This is a genomic window from Nitrospira sp. (assembly GCA_037045225.1).
In the GTDB taxonomy this organism is placed as follows: Bacteria; Nitrospirota; Nitrospiria; order Nitrospirales; family Nitrospiraceae; genus Nitrospira_A.
Window position 1 is genome coordinate 2,837,054 of sequence record JBAOHZ010000009.1, and the last position, 16,513, is coordinate 2,853,566.

At 58.5% G+C, this 16,513-nt stretch carries 16 protein-coding genes; 12 read left to right on the plus strand and 4 right to left on the minus strand.

The window, feature by feature from the left end:
• Positions 1 to 47 precede the first annotated feature (47 nt).
• Positions 48 to 479: a Fur family transcriptional regulator gene (locus tag V9G17_14110; GenBank protein ID MEI2753731.1), complete on the minus strand. Its 432-nt coding sequence runs from the start codon at positions 477 to 479 to the stop codon at positions 48 to 50.
• Positions 480 to 644: 165 nt separating this feature from the next.
• Here V9G17_14110 and V9G17_14115 point away from each other — a divergent pair, with 165 nt between their 5' ends.
• On the plus strand, positions 645 to 1,208 hold the full coding sequence (locus tag V9G17_14115; GenBank protein ID MEI2753732.1) for a hypothetical protein: 564 nt from the start codon (positions 645 to 647) through the stop codon (positions 1,206 to 1,208).
• 101 nt (positions 1,209 to 1,309) lie between these two features.
• Here V9G17_14115 and V9G17_14120 read toward each other — a convergent pair whose 3' ends face one another.
• The 3 genes from V9G17_14120 to V9G17_14130 all read right to left on the minus strand — a co-directional run bounded on the left by V9G17_14120 (position 1,310) and on the right by V9G17_14130 (position 4,543).
• Entirely contained in the window at positions 1,310 to 1,696 is a 387-nt protein-coding gene (locus V9G17_14120; protein ID MEI2753733.1) for a hypothetical protein, read from the minus strand.
• 128 nt (positions 1,697 to 1,824) lie between these two features.
• Positions 1,825 to 2,529 carry a response regulator transcription factor gene (locus V9G17_14125; protein MEI2753734.1) on the minus strand — a complete coding sequence of 235 codons (705 nt, stop codon included), beginning with the start codon at positions 2,527 to 2,529 and terminating at the stop codon, positions 1,825 to 1,827.
• Positions 2,530 to 3,022: 493 nt separating this feature from the next.
• A complete protein-coding gene (locus V9G17_14130; protein ID MEI2753735.1) occupies positions 3,023 to 4,543 on the minus strand; it encodes a carboxypeptidase M32 in 1,521 nt (506 codons plus the stop codon).
• An 86-nt stretch (positions 4,544 to 4,629) separates the two neighbouring features.
• Between V9G17_14130 and V9G17_14135 the strand changes: the two genes are divergently transcribed.
• The 11 genes from V9G17_14135 to V9G17_14185 all read left to right on the plus strand — a co-directional run bounded on the left by V9G17_14135 (position 4,630) and on the right by V9G17_14185 (position 16,314).
• Positions 4,630 to 5,280: a class I SAM-dependent methyltransferase gene (locus tag V9G17_14135; protein MEI2753736.1), complete on the plus strand. Its 651-nt coding sequence runs from the start codon at positions 4,630 to 4,632 to the stop codon at positions 5,278 to 5,280.
• 67 nt (positions 5,281 to 5,347) lie between these two features.
• On the plus strand, positions 5,348 to 6,259 hold the full coding sequence (locus tag V9G17_14140; GenBank protein ID MEI2753737.1) for a DMT family transporter: 912 nt from the start codon (positions 5,348 to 5,350) through the stop codon (positions 6,257 to 6,259).
• Between the two features lie 250 nt (positions 6,260 to 6,509).
• Positions 6,510 to 8,039 carry a PAS domain S-box protein gene (locus V9G17_14145; GenBank protein ID MEI2753738.1) on the plus strand — a complete coding sequence of 510 codons (1,530 nt, stop codon included), beginning with the start codon at positions 6,510 to 6,512 and terminating at the stop codon, positions 8,037 to 8,039.
• On the plus strand, positions 8,036 to 8,689 hold the full coding sequence (locus V9G17_14150) for a response regulator transcription factor (GenBank protein MEI2753739.1): 654 nt from the start codon (positions 8,036 to 8,038) through the stop codon (positions 8,687 to 8,689). Before V9G17_14145 ends, V9G17_14150 begins: the two co-directional genes overlap by 4 nt.
• 205 nt (positions 8,690 to 8,894) lie before the next feature.
• Positions 8,895 to 9,965 (plus strand): Gfo/Idh/MocA family oxidoreductase, encoded by a 1,071-nt coding sequence (locus V9G17_14155; GenBank protein MEI2753740.1) that lies wholly within the window; start codon positions 8,895 to 8,897, stop codon positions 9,963 to 9,965.
• A gap of 441 nt (positions 9,966 to 10,406) precedes the next feature.
• Entirely contained in the window at positions 10,407 to 11,636 is a 1,230-nt protein-coding gene (locus V9G17_14160) for a glycosyltransferase family 2 protein (GenBank protein MEI2753741.1), read from the plus strand.
• Between the two features lie 36 nt (positions 11,637 to 11,672).
• Positions 11,673 to 12,548 (plus strand): glycosyltransferase family 2 protein, encoded by an 876-nt coding sequence (locus V9G17_14165; GenBank protein MEI2753742.1) that lies wholly within the window; start codon positions 11,673 to 11,675, stop codon positions 12,546 to 12,548.
• A gap of 15 nt (positions 12,549 to 12,563) precedes the next feature.
• Positions 12,564 to 13,295, plus strand: a complete 732-nt coding sequence (locus V9G17_14170) for a polysaccharide deacetylase family protein (protein ID MEI2753743.1) — start codon at positions 12,564 to 12,566, stop codon at positions 13,293 to 13,295.
• A 10-nt stretch (positions 13,296 to 13,305) separates the two neighbouring features.
• Positions 13,306 to 14,154 carry a DUF5672 family protein gene (locus V9G17_14175; protein ID MEI2753744.1) on the plus strand — a complete coding sequence of 283 codons (849 nt, stop codon included), beginning with the start codon at positions 13,306 to 13,308 and terminating at the stop codon, positions 14,152 to 14,154.
• 10 nt (positions 14,155 to 14,164) lie between these two features.
• Positions 14,165 to 15,055 carry an ABC transporter permease gene (locus V9G17_14180; GenBank protein MEI2753745.1) on the plus strand — a complete coding sequence of 297 codons (891 nt, stop codon included), beginning with the start codon at positions 14,165 to 14,167 and terminating at the stop codon, positions 15,053 to 15,055.
• Positions 15,055 to 16,314, plus strand: a complete 1,260-nt coding sequence (locus tag V9G17_14185) for an ABC transporter ATP-binding protein (protein MEI2753746.1) — start codon at positions 15,055 to 15,057, stop codon at positions 16,312 to 16,314. The genes V9G17_14180 and V9G17_14185 overlap by 1 nt, the downstream gene beginning before the upstream one ends.
• Positions 16,315 to 16,513 lie beyond the last annotated feature (199 nt).

Below are 16,513 nucleotides of genomic sequence, written 5' to 3' on the forward strand. Positions count from 1 at the left end.
AAATTGATAAGCTGTCTCAATATGGTACTGGATGCGAGGGCGGTCCGTCAATGGCGGCAACGGGCGCAGAGGCCGTAGAGCTCCAGTCGGTGGGTTTGGATCACAAAGCCGTTCTTCGTGGCGACCTCTTCTTGCAGCCGTTCGATCTCACAATTTTCAAATTCCACAATAGTCCCGCAGCCGGTACAGATGAGGTGGTCGTGATGGCCCTTGTGCGAGATATTGTCGTATTGGGTTTGCGTGCCGAAGTGTCGGGCTTGGGCGATGCCCGCCTCGCAGAACAGATTCAGGGTGCGGTAGATTGTGGCAAGTCCCAGGTGGGGGTCCTTTTTGGCCAACTGATGGTACATCGTCTCGGCCGTGACGTGTTCTTGTCGGAGGAATGCCGTCAGAATCAGTTCTCGTTGCCGAGTCAGCTTCAGCTGGTGCTTGGCCAGGTGCTGGCGAAGCACCTCCATTTCTTTAAGCGTTTTGCTCATGGTCTGTGACATTGTGTGTGAATGGGGATGAAAGTGGCCCATTAAAGACGAAAGTGGATCGATGGGTCAAGGGGGTATCCGACTGGCGCGATCATCGATTGACGAATCCAAACGCGCCTGTTTATAGTCCTGCCGGTTATCGACGATTCAGAGGAGATTGAACCTGTGCGCAAGTCCCATGAAATGACGATTGATCGAGCGCTGCTCCTGTATGCGCTCTCGTTGGCCGAGCCCTATGGATTATTAAGTGACGTGAAGCTGCAGCAGCTCTGTTTCCTGTGCGAGCTACAGATGTTCGGGAAAGGCCTGAAGGGCTTTCATTTCGAGTTCGTCCGGTTTGCCTATGGCGCGTTCAGCCGCGATCTCGACAATGATCTCACCTCGCTTCGACGCAAGGAGCGGGTCGAGAACTTCAGTCCGTCCGATCAGGTTCGCGACGAGGTGCTTCCGTTGTTGATGAAGGGGATTGACGGACATGAAACGAACGAGAAAATTCGCGATCTCATGCAGGCGGTCATCACGACCTATGGGCCGCAGGATGTCACGGCCATTACACAATCTGTCGAATCAGTCGAACTGAGCACCCCGCAGCAACCTGAGTTTAAAATTCCAATTCGCGATATTGTGTTTCACACCACGCTGTTGGTGCCAACCCGTATCGAAGCGTCGGCGGAGTTTCTCCTGCCGGCCAGCCATTTGACGAAGCTCAATACAGCCATGGGGTATTGATTCCGGCCGCGCTCGAGCGGCTGCTTCGATCGGCATCCGCTACGACAGCTGTTCGGCAGCCTGCGGCATTGTATGGGGGACTGGTGGCTGTCCGGTCCAGCCTAGGGCCGTTTCGGAAGCGTGAGGGCCGTATTGATGGTCTGGAGCATGGCGCCCGTCTCAATCGGTTCGAGCAAACAATACTCGATGCGCAGTTCGCGAACGATCCGGTGAAATTTTTCGCCTTCCAGCGTGGGCGCGTGCAGAGCTGCGGCGATGATCAGACGAGCAGTCGGGAAGGTCGCGCGAAGCTCTACCAAATCTTCAGGGCCTTGATCGTCTTGCGCGACGAGACGACTGATCACTAAGTCGAGCCTGGACGGGACGGGTTGAGCGCGGGCCATCCGTAAGGAACGGCTGTGCTGAATAAAGTGTTCCATGCCAGGGAGCGCCAGCTGGACGAGCCGTTTGAGATTCTCGTCGGCATTGATGATCAAAATGTTGGCCATAGGATTCCCCTAAGAAATGACGATTCAGCCTCACCGGCAGCCGCGAACCGGTCCGCAATTTGAGTGAACTTGCCTGCCAGTGTGTAGCGCGGATAGACCTGGTGCATCATTTCGTGAAGCGGCACGTGTCAGACTAACTGCTGGCCCAGAGCGTAACGGATCAGTTCTGCAGTGGTGCTTTTCCCCAGTTTCATCAGGAGGCGAGCGCGGTAGGTACTCACCGTCTTGATGCTCAGGTTCAGCTGTCCGGCGATCTCAGTGAGACGGCGCCCTTGTGCAATCCACTGAAGCACCTCAATCTCTCGATCCGACAGCGTTGTGGGGAGGGGGTCGTCGCCGGAAGGTGGCCGGTGTGCTCCTTCGCCGTGGAGGCGTTCCACGTCGGGAGGAGGAAGGTATTTTCCGCCTTGTAGAATTCGTGAGACTGCCATTCGGAGTTCCTGAGGACCTCGTGCTTTTGTCAGGTACCCGAATGCACCGGCCCGAATCGCACGCGCGGAATAATGTTCTTCGGCATAAATGCTGACAATGAGCACAGGCAGAGACGGGTGCAGGGATTTGAAAATGCGCAGGATTTCAAGCCCGGGCATGTCCGGCAAATTCAAATCCAGAATGGCAAGGTCCCAGGCGGCGGTGCGGACCTGCTCTAGCGCGCCGCTGGCAGAGTCGGTTTCGCTAATGTGCGGAGTCAGTCCATCTTCACTCAGAAAGTCTTGGAGGAACTCCCTCATGCCGCGGCGGAGTAACGCGTGATCATCCGCGAGCAAGATTCGGATATCGGTTTTCATCGATGATGCGTCTTGGTATGGAGCCACAGCCAGATTGCCGTTCATGGTGCACCTCGCAGTCTAGCCCTGTCCGTCCCCGTCTGAGCAATCGATATGGGCCGCTCCGCTGGCGAATTGGTGGGGCGGGGGAGGGCTGTCAGGGTTTGGGTCGTAATCGGAGAGACCATTCGATACGCTCCTGCAGGCCGCCTACTCGTGGTAACCGAACACTCGAATATCGACTCTCACGACCTCGATCGATCGGAACCCTTTCGGGCTACAACGCCAAGAGGCGAGGATGCGTTTGTCGATTCCGGATCCCACGTGGTTAGCCGATCATTCCTTTGAGCAGGGTAACAAACTAGGCGAATATTCCTATGTATTTATTGCGCATACGAGTAGTACCACGAACACCAATGAGGCCCATAGAGCTAAAGGGCCCTGTTGTGGCCCTATACTTAGGTCTCACCTGATGTCGTGATCCTGGCGCACACGGGAGTGGCGCCAGGGGGAGGTCGCAGGGCTTTCGGGGAGGATCGGTGGCAAGTTGGCGCAGAGCTCAGAGTCGGTATAACTCCGTGTATTTCGCGTCGAGGTAGCGTAGAAACGGTTCCGGGTTTACCCCACCGCCGGTGACGCGGCGAGCCAGATGATCAGGGGTGAACATGCGTCCCCACCGGTGGATTTTCTGTTCGAGCCACCGTCGGAGTGGGAGAAGGTGTCCTGCCCGCATGTCCTCGTCCAGTTGTGGAAGTTCCTGCTGTGCCTGTTCAAAGAACTGCACGGAATAGAGGTTTCCCAGAGTGTAGGTCGGAAAGTAGCCGAAGGCGCCCATGGACCAATGTACATCTTGCAGGACACCCTCGGCGTCCCGTTCCGGCACGATACCCAAATACGACCGCATTTTCTCATTCCAGAGGCTAGGCAGATCATCGGGTTGTGCCCGCCCCTCAATAAGGGCCTGTTCAATCTCGACGCGTAACATGATGTGTAAATTATAGGTTAATTCGTCGGCTTCGACGCGAATCAGCGAGGGGCTGGCCCGGTTGATGGCGGCGTAGAACCGGTCGAGGGGCACATCCGCCAACTGTTGCGGGAACGTGTGCTGCAGTATCGGGTAGAAGCAGTGCCAGAACGCACGGGAGCGGCCGACACAATTTTCCCAGAGGCGAGACTGGCTTTCGTGAAAGCCGAGTGACACGGACTCGCCCAGGGGAGTGCCATAGTACCGAGGGTCTAAGCCTTGATCGTACAGGCCGTGGCCCCCTTCATGGATGCAACTAAACAGGCACGAGGGCAGATCTCTCTCGAAGACCCGTGTCGTCACCCGGACATCGGTCGGATGAAAAGAGGTCGTGAACGGATGAGCCGAGAGGTCGAGGCGCCCGCGGTCGAAGTCGTAGCCCATGGCGGTCAGCACCAGCCGCCCGAACTCGACCTGTTTGGCCTGGTCGAAGCTCTGGTGCAGGCAACGGTCGTCGATGGTGACGCGGCTGGCTTGAACGCGCTGTAAGAGCGGGACGAGGCGTCCACGAAGTTGCGCGAACAGCGGTGTCAGTTGGGCGATGGTGGCACCAGGCTCATACGCATCAAGGAGGGCATCGTAGGGTGAATCTCGGTATCCGAGGTACTCAGCCTCCTCACGCTTGAGGCCGAGGATCGTGTTCAGCGACGGCAAGAACTTCGCAAAGCGATTCTCTTCTCGGGCGCTCACCCAGGCCTGCTGAGCCAAGGAACATTCGCGGCTGAGGCGGATCACAAAGTCGGATGGAAGTTTCTTGCCCCGACTGAAGTCGCGCCAGGTTTCTCGCAACAGAGACCGGGAAGGTTCATCCCAACTCTCGGCGGCCTGTCCGGTCGAGGGATCGATCCATTCGGTCAGCAGTGCTTCGAGCTCGGCGGACACGAGCTTCTGGTGAGCGAGGCCTTCCAGCGTCGCGATTTGCTCCGCGCGTGCCGCTCCGCCGCCAGCGGGCATATATGTTTCCTGGTCCCAGGAGAGTACCGCGGCCGCGCTTTGGATGCGCCGAATTTCCAGCAAACGTGTTGTCAACGGTTCCAATGTCGCCAGTGTCTTCACCTTCGAGCTCCTTCTCCGGGGACGTCCATGTTATGATTCCGCGGCCGGTGCGAATTGTCGCACAACTCTCTTCTGGAGTGAAACCGATGACTGACCTCGTATTGCCAAGGATCGACGCCTATGCGGCTGCCGTTTCATTGCCTGAAACATCCACGCGCCGTGCGCTCCGTGAGGAAACGGAACGGACGATGGAGTTTGCGCGGATGCTGGTCGGCCCCCTCGAGGGCGCGTTCTTGCACATGATGACTCGTCTCGTGCAGGCCACGCGTGTGTTGGAGATCGGCATGTTCACGGGGTATAGCGCCCTCTGTTTTGCGGAAGCGTTACCCGATCAGGGCCGGGTGATTACGTGCGATGTCGATGCCGAGTCGGCGGCGGTGGCTCGGCGATTTTTTGCGCAATCCCCCCATGGCCGAAAGATCGAGATCCGTATGGGGCCGGCATTGGAGACCATGGCGGAACTCACGGGTCCCTTCGATCTTATCTTTATCGATGCCGACAAACTGAACTATGTGAACTATTACCGCCGGGCGCTGGAGTTGTTGTCCCCGCGCGGGGTCATTCTCATCGACAATGTGTTGTGGGACGGTGATGTCCTAGTGGAGCCGCCCCCGGATGAGCGTACTGCGGCGATTCAGGAGCTTAACCGGGTCGTCAGGGCGGATACGCGGGTGTCCGCAGTGTTGGCGACCATCCGGGACGGTATTTGGATTATCACGCCGGCACCAACCGCCTAGACCTCTAGAGTGCGGGGCTCGCGGTTCGTTGCATGCCACGTGTGTCGTGAATTGAGGCAGTCCGTAGATGCAGAAACCATCGGTGTTCGCCGCCTATACCGCGTTGACCGCCTCGGCGCTGGTCTGGGGCGGGTCGATTGTCGGGCAGAAGCTGGCGCTGGGCGCGTTTTCGGCAGTGGAGACGTCCCTGTTGCGCGGCTTCGGCGCGCTGGTGATCCTGATTCCTCTCTGGTGGTGGGCCGAAGGTGGCCGCACGACGTTCACCACTCGCGATCTTAAGGTGCTGTCGCTGCTGGGCCTCGGGGTATTGGGCAACCATCTGCTCACGCTGTTCGGGCTGCGCTACATCGGCGCTGCGACCGCCGGCGTGATTATCGGTGCCAGCCCGGCCATTACCGCACTGCTGTCTTCCTTGCTCGTGCGTGATATTCCGTTCAAGACGGTGGCGGCCGGTTGTGCGGTTTCGTTTGCCGGGGTGGCACTGGTGTCCGGCGTCGGAGGGCAGGCTCCGAGCGGGGACAATCCCTGGTTGGGCGGCACCTTGGTGCTACTGGGATTGGTCAGTTGGGCGCTGTATTCCATCGGTGGCCGGCAGGTGATGGAGCGTCTCTCGCCGTTGACCGTGAATTGGACCACACTCCTCCTGTCGCTCTTGTTGCAGATTCCGCTGCTCTGGACTGATCAGAAGCTGCTTCTCACTGGTATGAGCGTGGTCCCGGTCTCCGGGTGGCTGGCGTTGCTGTATCTCATCGTATTTGCCACAGCCTTGGGGCAGCAGGCCTGGTTGTATGGCGTGCAAGGGGTCGGTCCTTCCCGGGCCGGCGTATTCGTCAACCTTATCCCAGTGTCAGCCCTCCTGTTATCCGCCGTCGTGTTGGGTGAGGCGATCGGCCTCCGCGAGATCGTGGGCATTGCGCTTATCCTTGCCGGCGTCTGGTTGGTCGGTTGGCAATCGGCTCGGCTAAAGCAATCGATCTAACCTCTTTCCCGATTTCTTGCGGGACCAGTCACGAGAACGGTTCATTCCCCAGAACAGAACGCTTAGGGCCTTCACACGAGTTGGTGTGCCCGCGACCTGCCGTCCGCTCCATGTCGAGGGATCATCGTTTCCAGGGGATGGCTGTAGTATGATTGTAGCCGCTCATTGTGGTGGCAGAGCTTGCCCTGTCACGAGTGCCTCCGCCAATCGTTGGGGGCAGCCATTATCCTCGATCAGGTTGGAGACGGCCATGGTTGAAGAAGTTGATGATGGGAGCACGCCGGCCATCATCTCGACCACTGCAGCGGGAATCATCACGGGTTTCAACCATGCGGCAGAGAGATTGCTGGGAGTTGATGCGACGCAGGTTGTCGGCCAGGTGACCCCGGTCGTGTTTCATGACCCGACCGAGCTGGTGGGCCGGATGGCAGCGAAGTCTATCCCACCCGACATGACGGAACGACATCAATTTGGCATGCTCGTTGAGCGGGTCACGGTCGGGCATGTGTGCGAGGAGGAATGGACCTACGTGCATCGGGATGGGTATCGTTTCCCCGTCGTCCTCTCGGTCAGTGCGGTACCGGGCGGCACGGGTCAGGTGGCGGGCTACTGCATGGTCGCGCAGGATAGACGCGGACAATTGCGTGCGGCGGAAAAATTGCGCCGGCAGGCTGAGTGGTTGGATTTGGCCAACGACGCGATTCTGGTTCGGGATTTGGAGCGGGACACGATTACGTATTGGAACGATGGTGCGGTGCGTTTGTATGGGTGGAGTGCAAAGGACGCGTTGGGTGCCTATATTCATGATTTTTTGAGGACGCAGTTTCCCTTGCCGCTGGGGGAGATCAAACGGGAATTCCTGAGAAACGGATATTGGAGTGGTGAACTGCGGCACACGACTCGTGCCGGAACGGCCATCACGGTCTCGAGCCGATGGACGTTGTTGCGTGATTCGGAGGGCGTGCCCAGCGGTAGTCTTGAAATGAATACGGATATCACCGAACAACAACGGGCTCAGGAGGCCCTGAGCCGTGCCCATGAGGAATTGGAACAGCGGGTCACAGAGCGCACGGCTGCGTTGAGCGAGGCCAATGAGCGTCTTCGCGTGCTCTCCCGCCGGTTGATGGAGGTGCAGGAGTTGGAGCGCCGGGCGATTGCCCGCGATTTGCACGATGAGATCGGGCAGGCGCTGACGGCGGTCAAGTTGAACCTGCGGGAACTGCGCACGCTCCCGAATTGCGAGCCTGTCGAGGAGCCGATCGCGGATAGCTTGGAGATTCTGGCACAAGTGCTTCAGCGTGTTCGTAGTCTGGCATTGGATCTGAGGCCCGCCCTCCTGGATGAATTGGGGTTGGTTCCCGCTCTCCGGTGGTACGTCGGCAGACAAGCCGAACGCGCCGGGTGGGAAATGCAGTTTACCGCGGAAGGGGTTTTCGCTCGGCCTTCCCCGGACATCGAAATTGCCTGCTTCCGCCTCGCGCAGGAAGCGCTTACGAATGTGGCACGCCACTCACAGGCCAGGAAGGTCGACGTCCGACTGGAGATGGAGGCGCAAGCGCTGATCCTTGTCATTTGCGATGATGGAGTCGGCTTCGATCCGGAGGCGGTGCGCACCGGGGCTCGAGCGGGCACGAGTGTCGGCCTGTCCGGGATGGAGGAACGCGTACGGCTGACCAGCGGGCAGTTCACCATCGCGTCAGCGCCCGGTGAAGGAACGGAGGTTCGGGCGGTCTTCCCGATCCATGTTCAGTCGGATGGCGCGCGAGAGGTGTCTCGATGAACAGGATCAGAGTTCTGCTGGCAGAGGATCATACGCTGGTACGGGCCGGGTTTCGGGCGTTGCTGGAGAAGCTGGACGGCATTCTAGTCGTCGGGGAAGTGAGCGATGGTCTAGAGGCCTTAAAGGTTTCGAAGGAGATTGTTCCGGATGTGGTCTTGATGGACATTGCGATGCCGGGCATGAACGGACTGGAAGCAACGAGTCGCATGCGACAGGAATGTCCGCGGACGAAAGTGTTGATGCTGTCGATGTATACCAACGAAGAATATCTCAAGGAAGCCTTGCGAGCAGGCGCATCCGGCTACCTGCTCAAAGATGCCGATCGAGCGGAGCTTGAACTGGCTATCAAGACGGTGCGTCGCGGGGAGACGTATTTGACACCCGCGGTAGCGAAGTTTACTCTTGAAGCCTACTGCCGCCAGGATGATTCGAGGACCGGCCCATTAGGGAAATTGACGGGACGTCAACGTGAGATACTTCAGCTCATTGCCGAAGGCTGTTCAACCAAGCAGATCGCCCAGCGCCTTGATCTGAGCGTCAAGACCGTAGAGACTCACCGCGCACAATTGATGGAACGCTTAGAGATTCACGATGTGCCAGGCCTTGTCCGCTTGGCCATTCGGACGGGACTGGTTCAGCCTGATGCATGAGGGATGACCGTGGATTGTGTACAAGTGTGCGCAAGTTCCCTTTCAGCCTGTCGTTCAGCCCCTCAGGTATAATTTGGTGGACAGCTCAGGGAATCCCCTATTACCCCCCGTGGTCCAGCATGCGATTAGTAACTGCCGCTTGTAGGGAGCTGTGTGTGCGAATATCGGCCTCGCATCCGATGATCCGCCCCCACGTTTTGATGGCATGAAAACGCTACGAGTGGGCGTCATCGGCGCTGGGGCGTTCGCTGAAACATGCCACGTGCCCGGACTGCAGTCGCATCCGCAGGCTGAGGTGGTTGTGCTGTGTGGACGGGATGAGTCTCGTACTCGTGCCGTGGCGCAACGACTCGGTGTGCCGGAAACCTCCCTCGACTACGAAGGCCTGTGTGCCCGCCCCGACATTGATGCGGTGACCATTGCGACGCCGAACGCGCTGCATGCTCGCCAGGCCTTGGCTGCTTTTGCCGCCGGGAAGCATGTCTTCTGTGAGAAACCACTGGGAATGAACGTCGCGGAAGCCGCGAGCATGCTTCGAGCCGCAGAACAGAGTCAAAAGATTCACCAGGTCGCATTTACGTATCGATATTTGTATGGGGTGCAAGAGCTGAGGCGTCGATTGTTGAACGGGGAGATCGGAGACCCGTATTACGTCTCGGTGCACTTTGATTCGTGGGATGGGATGAACCCGGAAGCCACGATCGGTTTTCGTGATCAGCTAGCCGTTGCGGGTGGCGGCGTGCTTTATGACGTCGGGTCTCATCTGTTCGACATCGTGGGGTTTGTGCTCGGGCCGATTGAGGCTGTCACCGGCAGTACCGTCCTGGTCCCGAGGGAACGTCCGGATCCCAGTACTGGAAGGCTCACTCCGGTCGAGACGGATGATATTGCGTCGGCGTCCTTCCTCTGCAGGAATGGAGTTCGTGGACAGTTGTTCGCGAGTCGTGCGACACCGGACTCCGGCGAGAAATCTTACATCAAGGTGGTCGGGCAGCGCGGCGCGCTCAAGGCCTCATTGAGCCGCGGTGCAGTCGATGTGTTGAAGGTGTCGCGTCCCACACGGCCGGCCTGGGAGGTCGTGCCCTTGCCCGAAGAGGCTTCTGATGGCCGGCCCCATTGCCTGGCGCGCATGATGCGGAGTTTTGTTGAGGCCTGCCTGCAGGGGCGCTTGAATCGTGAAGTCGATGCCTCGTTTATGGATGGGTACGCCGTTCAGCAAGCGCTTTCCGCCGTACTCGATACCGCTCCTCGGCAGCCGTGGATTCATCTAAAGTGAAGGGCGCTCGGTAAGACCGCTCCGGCTCCCGCATGCTTGGAGAGGGGATTGATGGCGTGGGACGCCATCGCGTCGATGGTGGGAGGCGAGAAAATAAGTATTTTTCGCCCGTCAGTGGGTGGCATGCTACGATTTGTAGCTGGAGTGCATCCAACGGCCTTTGCCCACAGCCTGCGACGGGGGCGGTCTGCTTCTGAAGGAAAGGGCTCCGTTCCGGGTACGTGGCTTCCGCATGGTGCACACTACTTCCCGTGGCTTTCTTACCGTGCCGCAGCGTGGGACGCGCCGTTCGGTCGTACGAGAGTGGCCGTCGACAATTCGGCAAGGCAAATCGCCAGGTGGGGTGCTCACCAGATGTATGGCTTCACTTTTGACTAGGGGGCTGTGACGGTTATGAGCGAGACCAGCGCGAAACCGCAATGCGAACCAGGGGCTGGGGAAATGGGTGCACTGCCTGTTGAACGTCCCTTGGTCAGTGTGGTGATTCCAACCTATAAGCGGGCACAGCTCCTCAGGAAAGCCATTATTTCTGCACTGGCGCAGGAGAAATCCGGTGAACTCTTCGACATGGAGATCATCGTGGTGGATGATTGTTCGCCGGATGACACCCCTCAAGTGGCGGCGGAATTTCCGCAAGTCCAGTACCTGCGATTGCAGAAGAATAGCGGGGCATCAGGGGCTCGCAATGCGGGCATTAAGCGGGCAAGAGGTAAATATGTGGCGCTCCTGGACGACGACGACGAATTCCTCACGCACAAGCTGATGGTGCAGGTTCCGATTCTTGAGGCGCATCCTGAGGTCGGCGTGCTGTATGGCCAAAGTGTCGTGACCGGCAGTGAGGTCCCCCTCTTGCTCTGGCCCGAGTGGGGTCCATCCGGAAACGTCCTGGAGGCGTTTGTCACCACGACCGACGACTTTCTACATCCGCCCACATGGCTCGTCAGGCGAGAGTTGTTCGAACGTGCAGGGTATTTCGATGAGACGAAAGCCGGGATGGAACATTATGACATGGCGCTCAGAATCGCCGCGCTGACACCCTGGATGTTTCTTGCCGGCGGGCCGGTTGCGCGCGGGCGTTACTCGCAACAAGGGCTATGGTACAGCACGATTGTAAACGGTACCAACGAACAGCAACTCCCGCGGATTGTCGAAGCCGCGCTGGAACGGTTGCCCGCCACAGCGGAAGCGGATCGTGTGAGGCGAAAGGCTCGGGCCGCCGTGTGCGCAAGTATTGCTCACCAACGGTGGTGGAGCGGCGGGGGATTGAAGCCGACTCGCGAGCATCTGCTGATGTCGCTTCGTGCCGCGCCCTGGTTGCTGCAGGAGCCGGCAGTATTGGATTGGCTGAAGCGTGTCGCCGGTACGTCGGCGGCTGCGTCGACGAATCCGGTTCGCGAAGTGAAGTCCTTGTGGGAGGACATCGGGCGTGCCATTGCCGCCGGTCCGGCTCCTTCCGCCCCTCCCACACGTCGGCTGCTGGGAGAGTTGCTGGAGGCGGCCGCCACGACGCTTCAGAGCGGTTCCCCTCGGATGGCCAGGGTGGTGGCGCTCAGTGCATTGTTCCAGGATCCCGGCTACTGGGTGCAGTGGGGGCGGTTGGCGAATGTCTATCGACTTGCCTTCCAGTCTCCACGCGTCGCGGAGGCCGCATCTGTGGGTTCCAGTCGATAGCGCCTGTACGTAAGTCAACTCCGGGCAGAGTCGTCCATGAAACTGAGTGTGATAGTTCCCTGTTGGAATGCGGCGCCAACGATCGAAGACGTGTTCCGCGGCCTGCTCGATCAGGCGTGGTCGGATGAGTGGGAAGTGATTGTCGCGGATAACGGCTCGACGGACGATCTCCGGCACGTTGTCGCGCGCTATGAGGGGCAGTTACCCGGTCTACGTATCGTGGATGCATCCGCCAGGCGAGGCGCCGCGCACGCCAGAAACGTGGGTGTCAAGGCTGCGACAGGGGAAGGGGTATTGTTCTGCGATGCGGATGACGTTCCTGGCTCAGGCTGGGCCGCTGCGATGGAGTCGGCTCTACGCAGATATGAGTTTGTCGCCTGTCGCCTGGATTTCGAGCAGCTCAATCCTCCGTCGCTTCGAACGGCACGTCAACATACACAGGCCACTGCACTGCAGCAGTTCCGCTTCTTGCCGTTTCCGCATGCCGGCGCCGGAACGTTGGGGATCACGCGGGTGCTGCATGAGGCAGTGGGCGGATTTGATGAAGCGATTCCAATTTGTGAAGATGTCGACTATTGTATGAGAATCCAGCAGCAGGGGACGAAGTTGACGTTTGTTCCCGAGGCGGTGCTGCATTGCCGCCTGCGCGGAAGTGCCCGAGGCGCCTATGTTCAAGCCTCGCGTTATGCGGAGTACGAGGTGTTCCTGTACAAGAGATATGGCCTGCGATCTTCCTCAGAGTGGTGGCGATGGCGTCAGTACGGACAAGCTTGGCGGTTTCTCTTAACGCGTGTTCCGGAATTGCTCCGGACCCCGGAAGGAAAAGCGATGTTGTGGTGGCGACTTGGCCGTCTGATGGGATCGCTCAAAGGCAGTCTGCGGTTTTGGGCACCTCCGGCCATGGTGGAGTAGCGGTAGAACCAACCGATGCATCCTAGGACGGTGATTTCCACAGCGCTGAGGAAAGTGTTCGGGAGTGTGACCCATGTGGTCACCGGGGAGTCCATTGCAGCGCTGACGTTTGATGATGGACCGGACTCCCAGAGTACACCGCTGGTCCTGGCCCTTCTGGAGAAATATCACGCACGAGGGACGTTTTTTCTGGTCGGAGAAGCCGCCGCCAGCCAGCCTGATCTCGTGAAGCGAATGACCGCCGGCGGGCATGCGATCGGTCTCCATTCATGGGACCATCGCGCCTTTCCCAGCCTTTCCGGTCGCGAGCGACGACGACAAATCCGTGCCTGTGAACGCGAGCTGGGCTCCCACGCCGCCCGTCTTTTTCGCCCTCCCTACGGCGAACAAACAGTGGTGACCCGCCTTGAGGCCTTGCTACTGGGCTACGAGGTGGTAGGGTGGAACGTCAATAGCGGGGACTGGTATGAATCGGATCCCGTCGCGTTGAGCCGCTATCTGCTGGACAGCCTGGAACCGGGTGCGATCGTCCTGCTGCATGATACCTTATTCGATAAGGGGGCTCCTGCACATGGCATCGACGCGGAACACCAATCTTGGCCGGATCGTCGGGCGATGTTGGAGGCCCTGGAGACCCTGCTGGAACAATCGAAGGGGCGATACCGATTTGTAACGGTTCCGGAATTGCTCCGGTCCGGTTCGCCCCGGCGGTCGTTCTGGTTTAAGCCGTCACTGGCAAAGTCCTGAGGGAGTATTCGTGGCAAACGAACGTACTGCGCAAGCCGAAGCCATCAGTCGTGTTGCGGTGGTGGTGCCTGCATACAACCGGACGGAATTTACGTCGGATGAAGACATTTCGTTTCGACACCTGGAGCATTTTCTCGGCCGGTATGACAAATACCTCGTCGTGCCACAGAGTTTGGACATTGAGCGGCCGGGATACCGCATCCAACGGTTTGCGGATTCGTATTTCGGCAGCGCGAATGCCAATACCAGGTTGATGCTTTCCCCGCTCTTCTACGAAGCGTTCAAAGCCTACGAGTACATCTTAATTTATCAACTGGATGCCCTGGTGTTTTCCGATCAATTGCTCGAGTGGTGCGCCACTGGGTTGGATTACATCGGCTCGCCATGGATGCACTCGAAAGATAGCCCCTGGGTGTCGACGCCTCGTGTCGGAAACGGCGGGTTTTCGCTGAGAAAGGTGCCGAGTTTTCTCAAGGTACTGTCGTCCGATCGATATTGGATCGATCCCGAGGTGTATTGGCAGTCGGTGGTCTCCAGCACGTCGATCCCCCTGCGATGGCTGTATCTTCCATGGAAATGGTTCAAGTACATCAAGCGGTACAACGGAGTGACACGAGAAGTGAGCCAGTGGTATTTGCGGCCTGATGGGACCAGAAATGAGGACCACTTCTGGTCGACTGAGGCAGTGCGGTACGACCCTGAATTTAGGGTGGCCTCCGTTGAGGAGGGCTTGCGTTTCGGGTTTGAAGTGACGCCGCAGATCTGTTTCGAACTCAATCAACGTCGCCTTCCGTTCGGCTGCCACGCCTGGCCGCGGTACGACCGTTCATTTTGGGAACCGCATCTCATCAAACGCTAGTGGGATTTCTATGACGATGAAGGCCTCAAACAGTCTCGATGTCCCTTCCGTGCCGATTCCCACTCCTGGGCAAGTTGTGCGAACACCGACCGTCAAAATTCGACCGAGTCGGGGATGGCTCCATCTCGATTTGGGAGCACTTTGGCAGTATCGCGAGTTACTTGTCTTTCTAGTGTGGCGCGACACCAAGGTGCGGTATAAGCAGGCGATCATCGGGGCCGGTTGGGCCGTATTTCAGCCGCTGATCTCCATGCTTCTGTTCACGGCGATTTTTAGTTATCTGGCCAAATTGCCTTCGGATGGAGTGCCCTATCCATTGTTTGCCTATGCCGGGTTGCTGCCGTGGAATTTTATCGCGCAAGCGACCAGCCGGAGCGGCACCAGTTTGGTGGGGGAATCCCATCTCATCAGCAAAGTGTATTTCCCCCGCTTAATCATCCCCCTGGCCGCCGCTGCGACTCCGGCCGTCGATTTGGTGTGCTCCTTGCTGATGATGATTCCGCTGATGTTATGGTTCGGCATGACTCCGGGGTGGCAGATCTTCTTGTTTCCCATCTTCCTGGTCATGGCGTTACTGGCGGCCTTGGCGGTCAGCTTGTGGTTCTCGGCCTTGCATGTGAAGTTTCGGGACGTAGGACACATCATTCCCTTCTTTGTGCAGTTGTGGATGTTCGCCTCTCCGGTCGTCTATCCCGTCAGCCTCATTCCCGAGCAATGGCGGGCGCTCTATAGCCTGAATCCCGTGGTCGGCGTGGTCGAGGGATTTCGGTGGACCTTGCTGGGGCAGCGCGCGCCCTCACTGGAGATGATGCTGCCGAGCATCGTGATCGTGTTGCTGTTGTTTGTGAGCGGGGTCATCTACTTCAAGCGTATGGAGCGCACCTTTGCGGATGTTATCTAATGGCTGAAATTGCGATCTCCGCCCGGAATGTCAGCAAGCAATACGTGATTGCGTCAGTCAACCACGATACTCTGCGCGATCGGATCGCCCATGCGTGTCGGTCTGTGTTCAGGAAGTCGGCCACGAGTGAGGACGGACCGCGGACCTTTCATGCGTTGAACGATGTGTCGTTTGACGTGACTGAAGGCGAGGTGTTGGGCATTATCGGGCACAACGGCGCCGGAAAGAGCACGTTATTAAAAGTGCTCTCACGGATTACGGAGCCGAGCAGCGGTGAAATCGACATCTACGGGCGGGTGACCTCGTTGCTTGAGGTCGGCACAGGATTTCATGCCGAGTTGACGGGCCGGGAGAATATTTATCTGAACGCTGCCATGCTCGGGATGCGTAAGGTCGACATCGATCGTCGCCTCGAAGAAATCGTCGAATTCTCAGGCACGCAACAGTTTATCGATACACCGGTGAAACGATACTCCAGCGGCATGTATGTGCGATTGGCGTTTTCCGTCGCGGCCCATTTGGATCCCGAGATTTTGATCGTCGACGAGGTGTTGTCGGTGGGCGACGGTGCATTTCAGAAGAAATGTTTGGGGAAGATGGATGAGGTCCGGCGTGATGGGCGAACCGTCATCCTGGTCAGTCACGATCTGCCGGTTGTGGCCAACTTGTGCCAACGCGCCATTTTGTTGCGTCAGGGCACTATTGTGGGCAACGGTCGTCCGCAGCAGATCATTGAACAGTATATGAGCGAGGCCTTCACGGGAGGCGGGGCATCGTTAGCCGACCGCACCGATCGTTATACGAAGCACGAGTTGATGGTGCAGGCGATCAGTTTTCTCAATGAGAAGCTGGCGCCGGTACAGCCGGCCTTGTCCGGACAACATCTCGTGGTGCGTGTGCACTATGCCTGTCACGTTCGGAAGGTGTTCGAGAATATGCGTGTCATGGTCGTGCTCAACCGTGACGAACGCACCGCCTGCATTCTCTCAACGGACCTTGTCGACCGGACGCCCCTCACCCTCGAAGGGACCGGGTTTGTCGATTTCCATATCCCCCACCTCCCGCTCTGTGGCGGCCGCTATTTCCTGCACGTGGCGATTGAAAACGATACGCTCACGCAGGATTGGGTTCAGTATGCGGCGGAGTTGCAGGTCCTGGACGGCGATTATTATGGGACCGGGAAAATGTATCCCCATGATGGGTGGAGAGGGAAGGGCATGTTCGTGGATCATAGCTGGAAATTAGAACGAGTCGACTAAGTGCTGTCTCGAATTCCCGTGCCCGCCTGTGTGCGCGAATCCTCCCAATCATCTTTCCCTTTTCATTGAACGTCTCGTTCAGGTTCTCCTACGCGAAACAGGGCGCACGGCCTGTCGAGCTCCCTCCCACTGCCCCAGCGCCCGCCCGTAATATGCCCAGGGTACCTCGCGAGGGCTGTTGCTGCGTCTACGGCCGTCG

Coding starts and splice junctions, on each gene's coding strand:
- V9G17_14110 (MEI2753731.1), bottom strand. CDS start 479: ATGAGCAAAACGCTTAAAGAAATGGAGGTGCTTCGCCAGCACCTGGCC.
- V9G17_14120 (MEI2753733.1), bottom strand. CDS start 1,696: ATGGCCAACATTTTGATCATCAATGCCGACGAGAATCTCAAACGGCTC.
- V9G17_14125 (MEI2753734.1), bottom strand. CDS start 2,529: ATGAACGGCAATCTGGCTGTGGCTCCATACCAAGACGCATCATCGATG.
- V9G17_14135 (MEI2753736.1), top strand. CDS start 4,630: ATGACTGACCTCGTATTGCCAAGGATCGACGCCTATGCGGCTGCCGTT.
- V9G17_14140 (MEI2753737.1), top strand. CDS start 5,348: ATGCAGAAACCATCGGTGTTCGCCGCCTATACCGCGTTGACCGCCTCG.
- V9G17_14145 (MEI2753738.1), top strand. CDS start 6,510: ATGGTTGAAGAAGTTGATGATGGGAGCACGCCGGCCATCATCTCGACC.
- V9G17_14150 (MEI2753739.1), top strand. CDS start 8,036: ATGAACAGGATCAGAGTTCTGCTGGCAGAGGATCATACGCTGGTACGG.
- V9G17_14155 (MEI2753740.1), top strand. CDS start 8,895: ATGAAAACGCTACGAGTGGGCGTCATCGGCGCTGGGGCGTTCGCTGAA.
- V9G17_14160 (MEI2753741.1), top strand. CDS start 10,407: ATGGGTGCACTGCCTGTTGAACGTCCCTTGGTCAGTGTGGTGATTCCA.
- V9G17_14165 (MEI2753742.1), top strand. CDS start 11,673: ATGAAACTGAGTGTGATAGTTCCCTGTTGGAATGCGGCGCCAACGATC.
- V9G17_14170 (MEI2753743.1), top strand. CDS start 12,564: ATGCATCCTAGGACGGTGATTTCCACAGCGCTGAGGAAAGTGTTCGGG.
- V9G17_14180 (MEI2753745.1), top strand. CDS start 14,165: ATGACGATGAAGGCCTCAAACAGTCTCGATGTCCCTTCCGTGCCGATT.
- V9G17_14185 (MEI2753746.1), top strand. CDS start 15,055: ATGGCTGAAATTGCGATCTCCGCCCGGAATGTCAGCAAGCAATACGTG.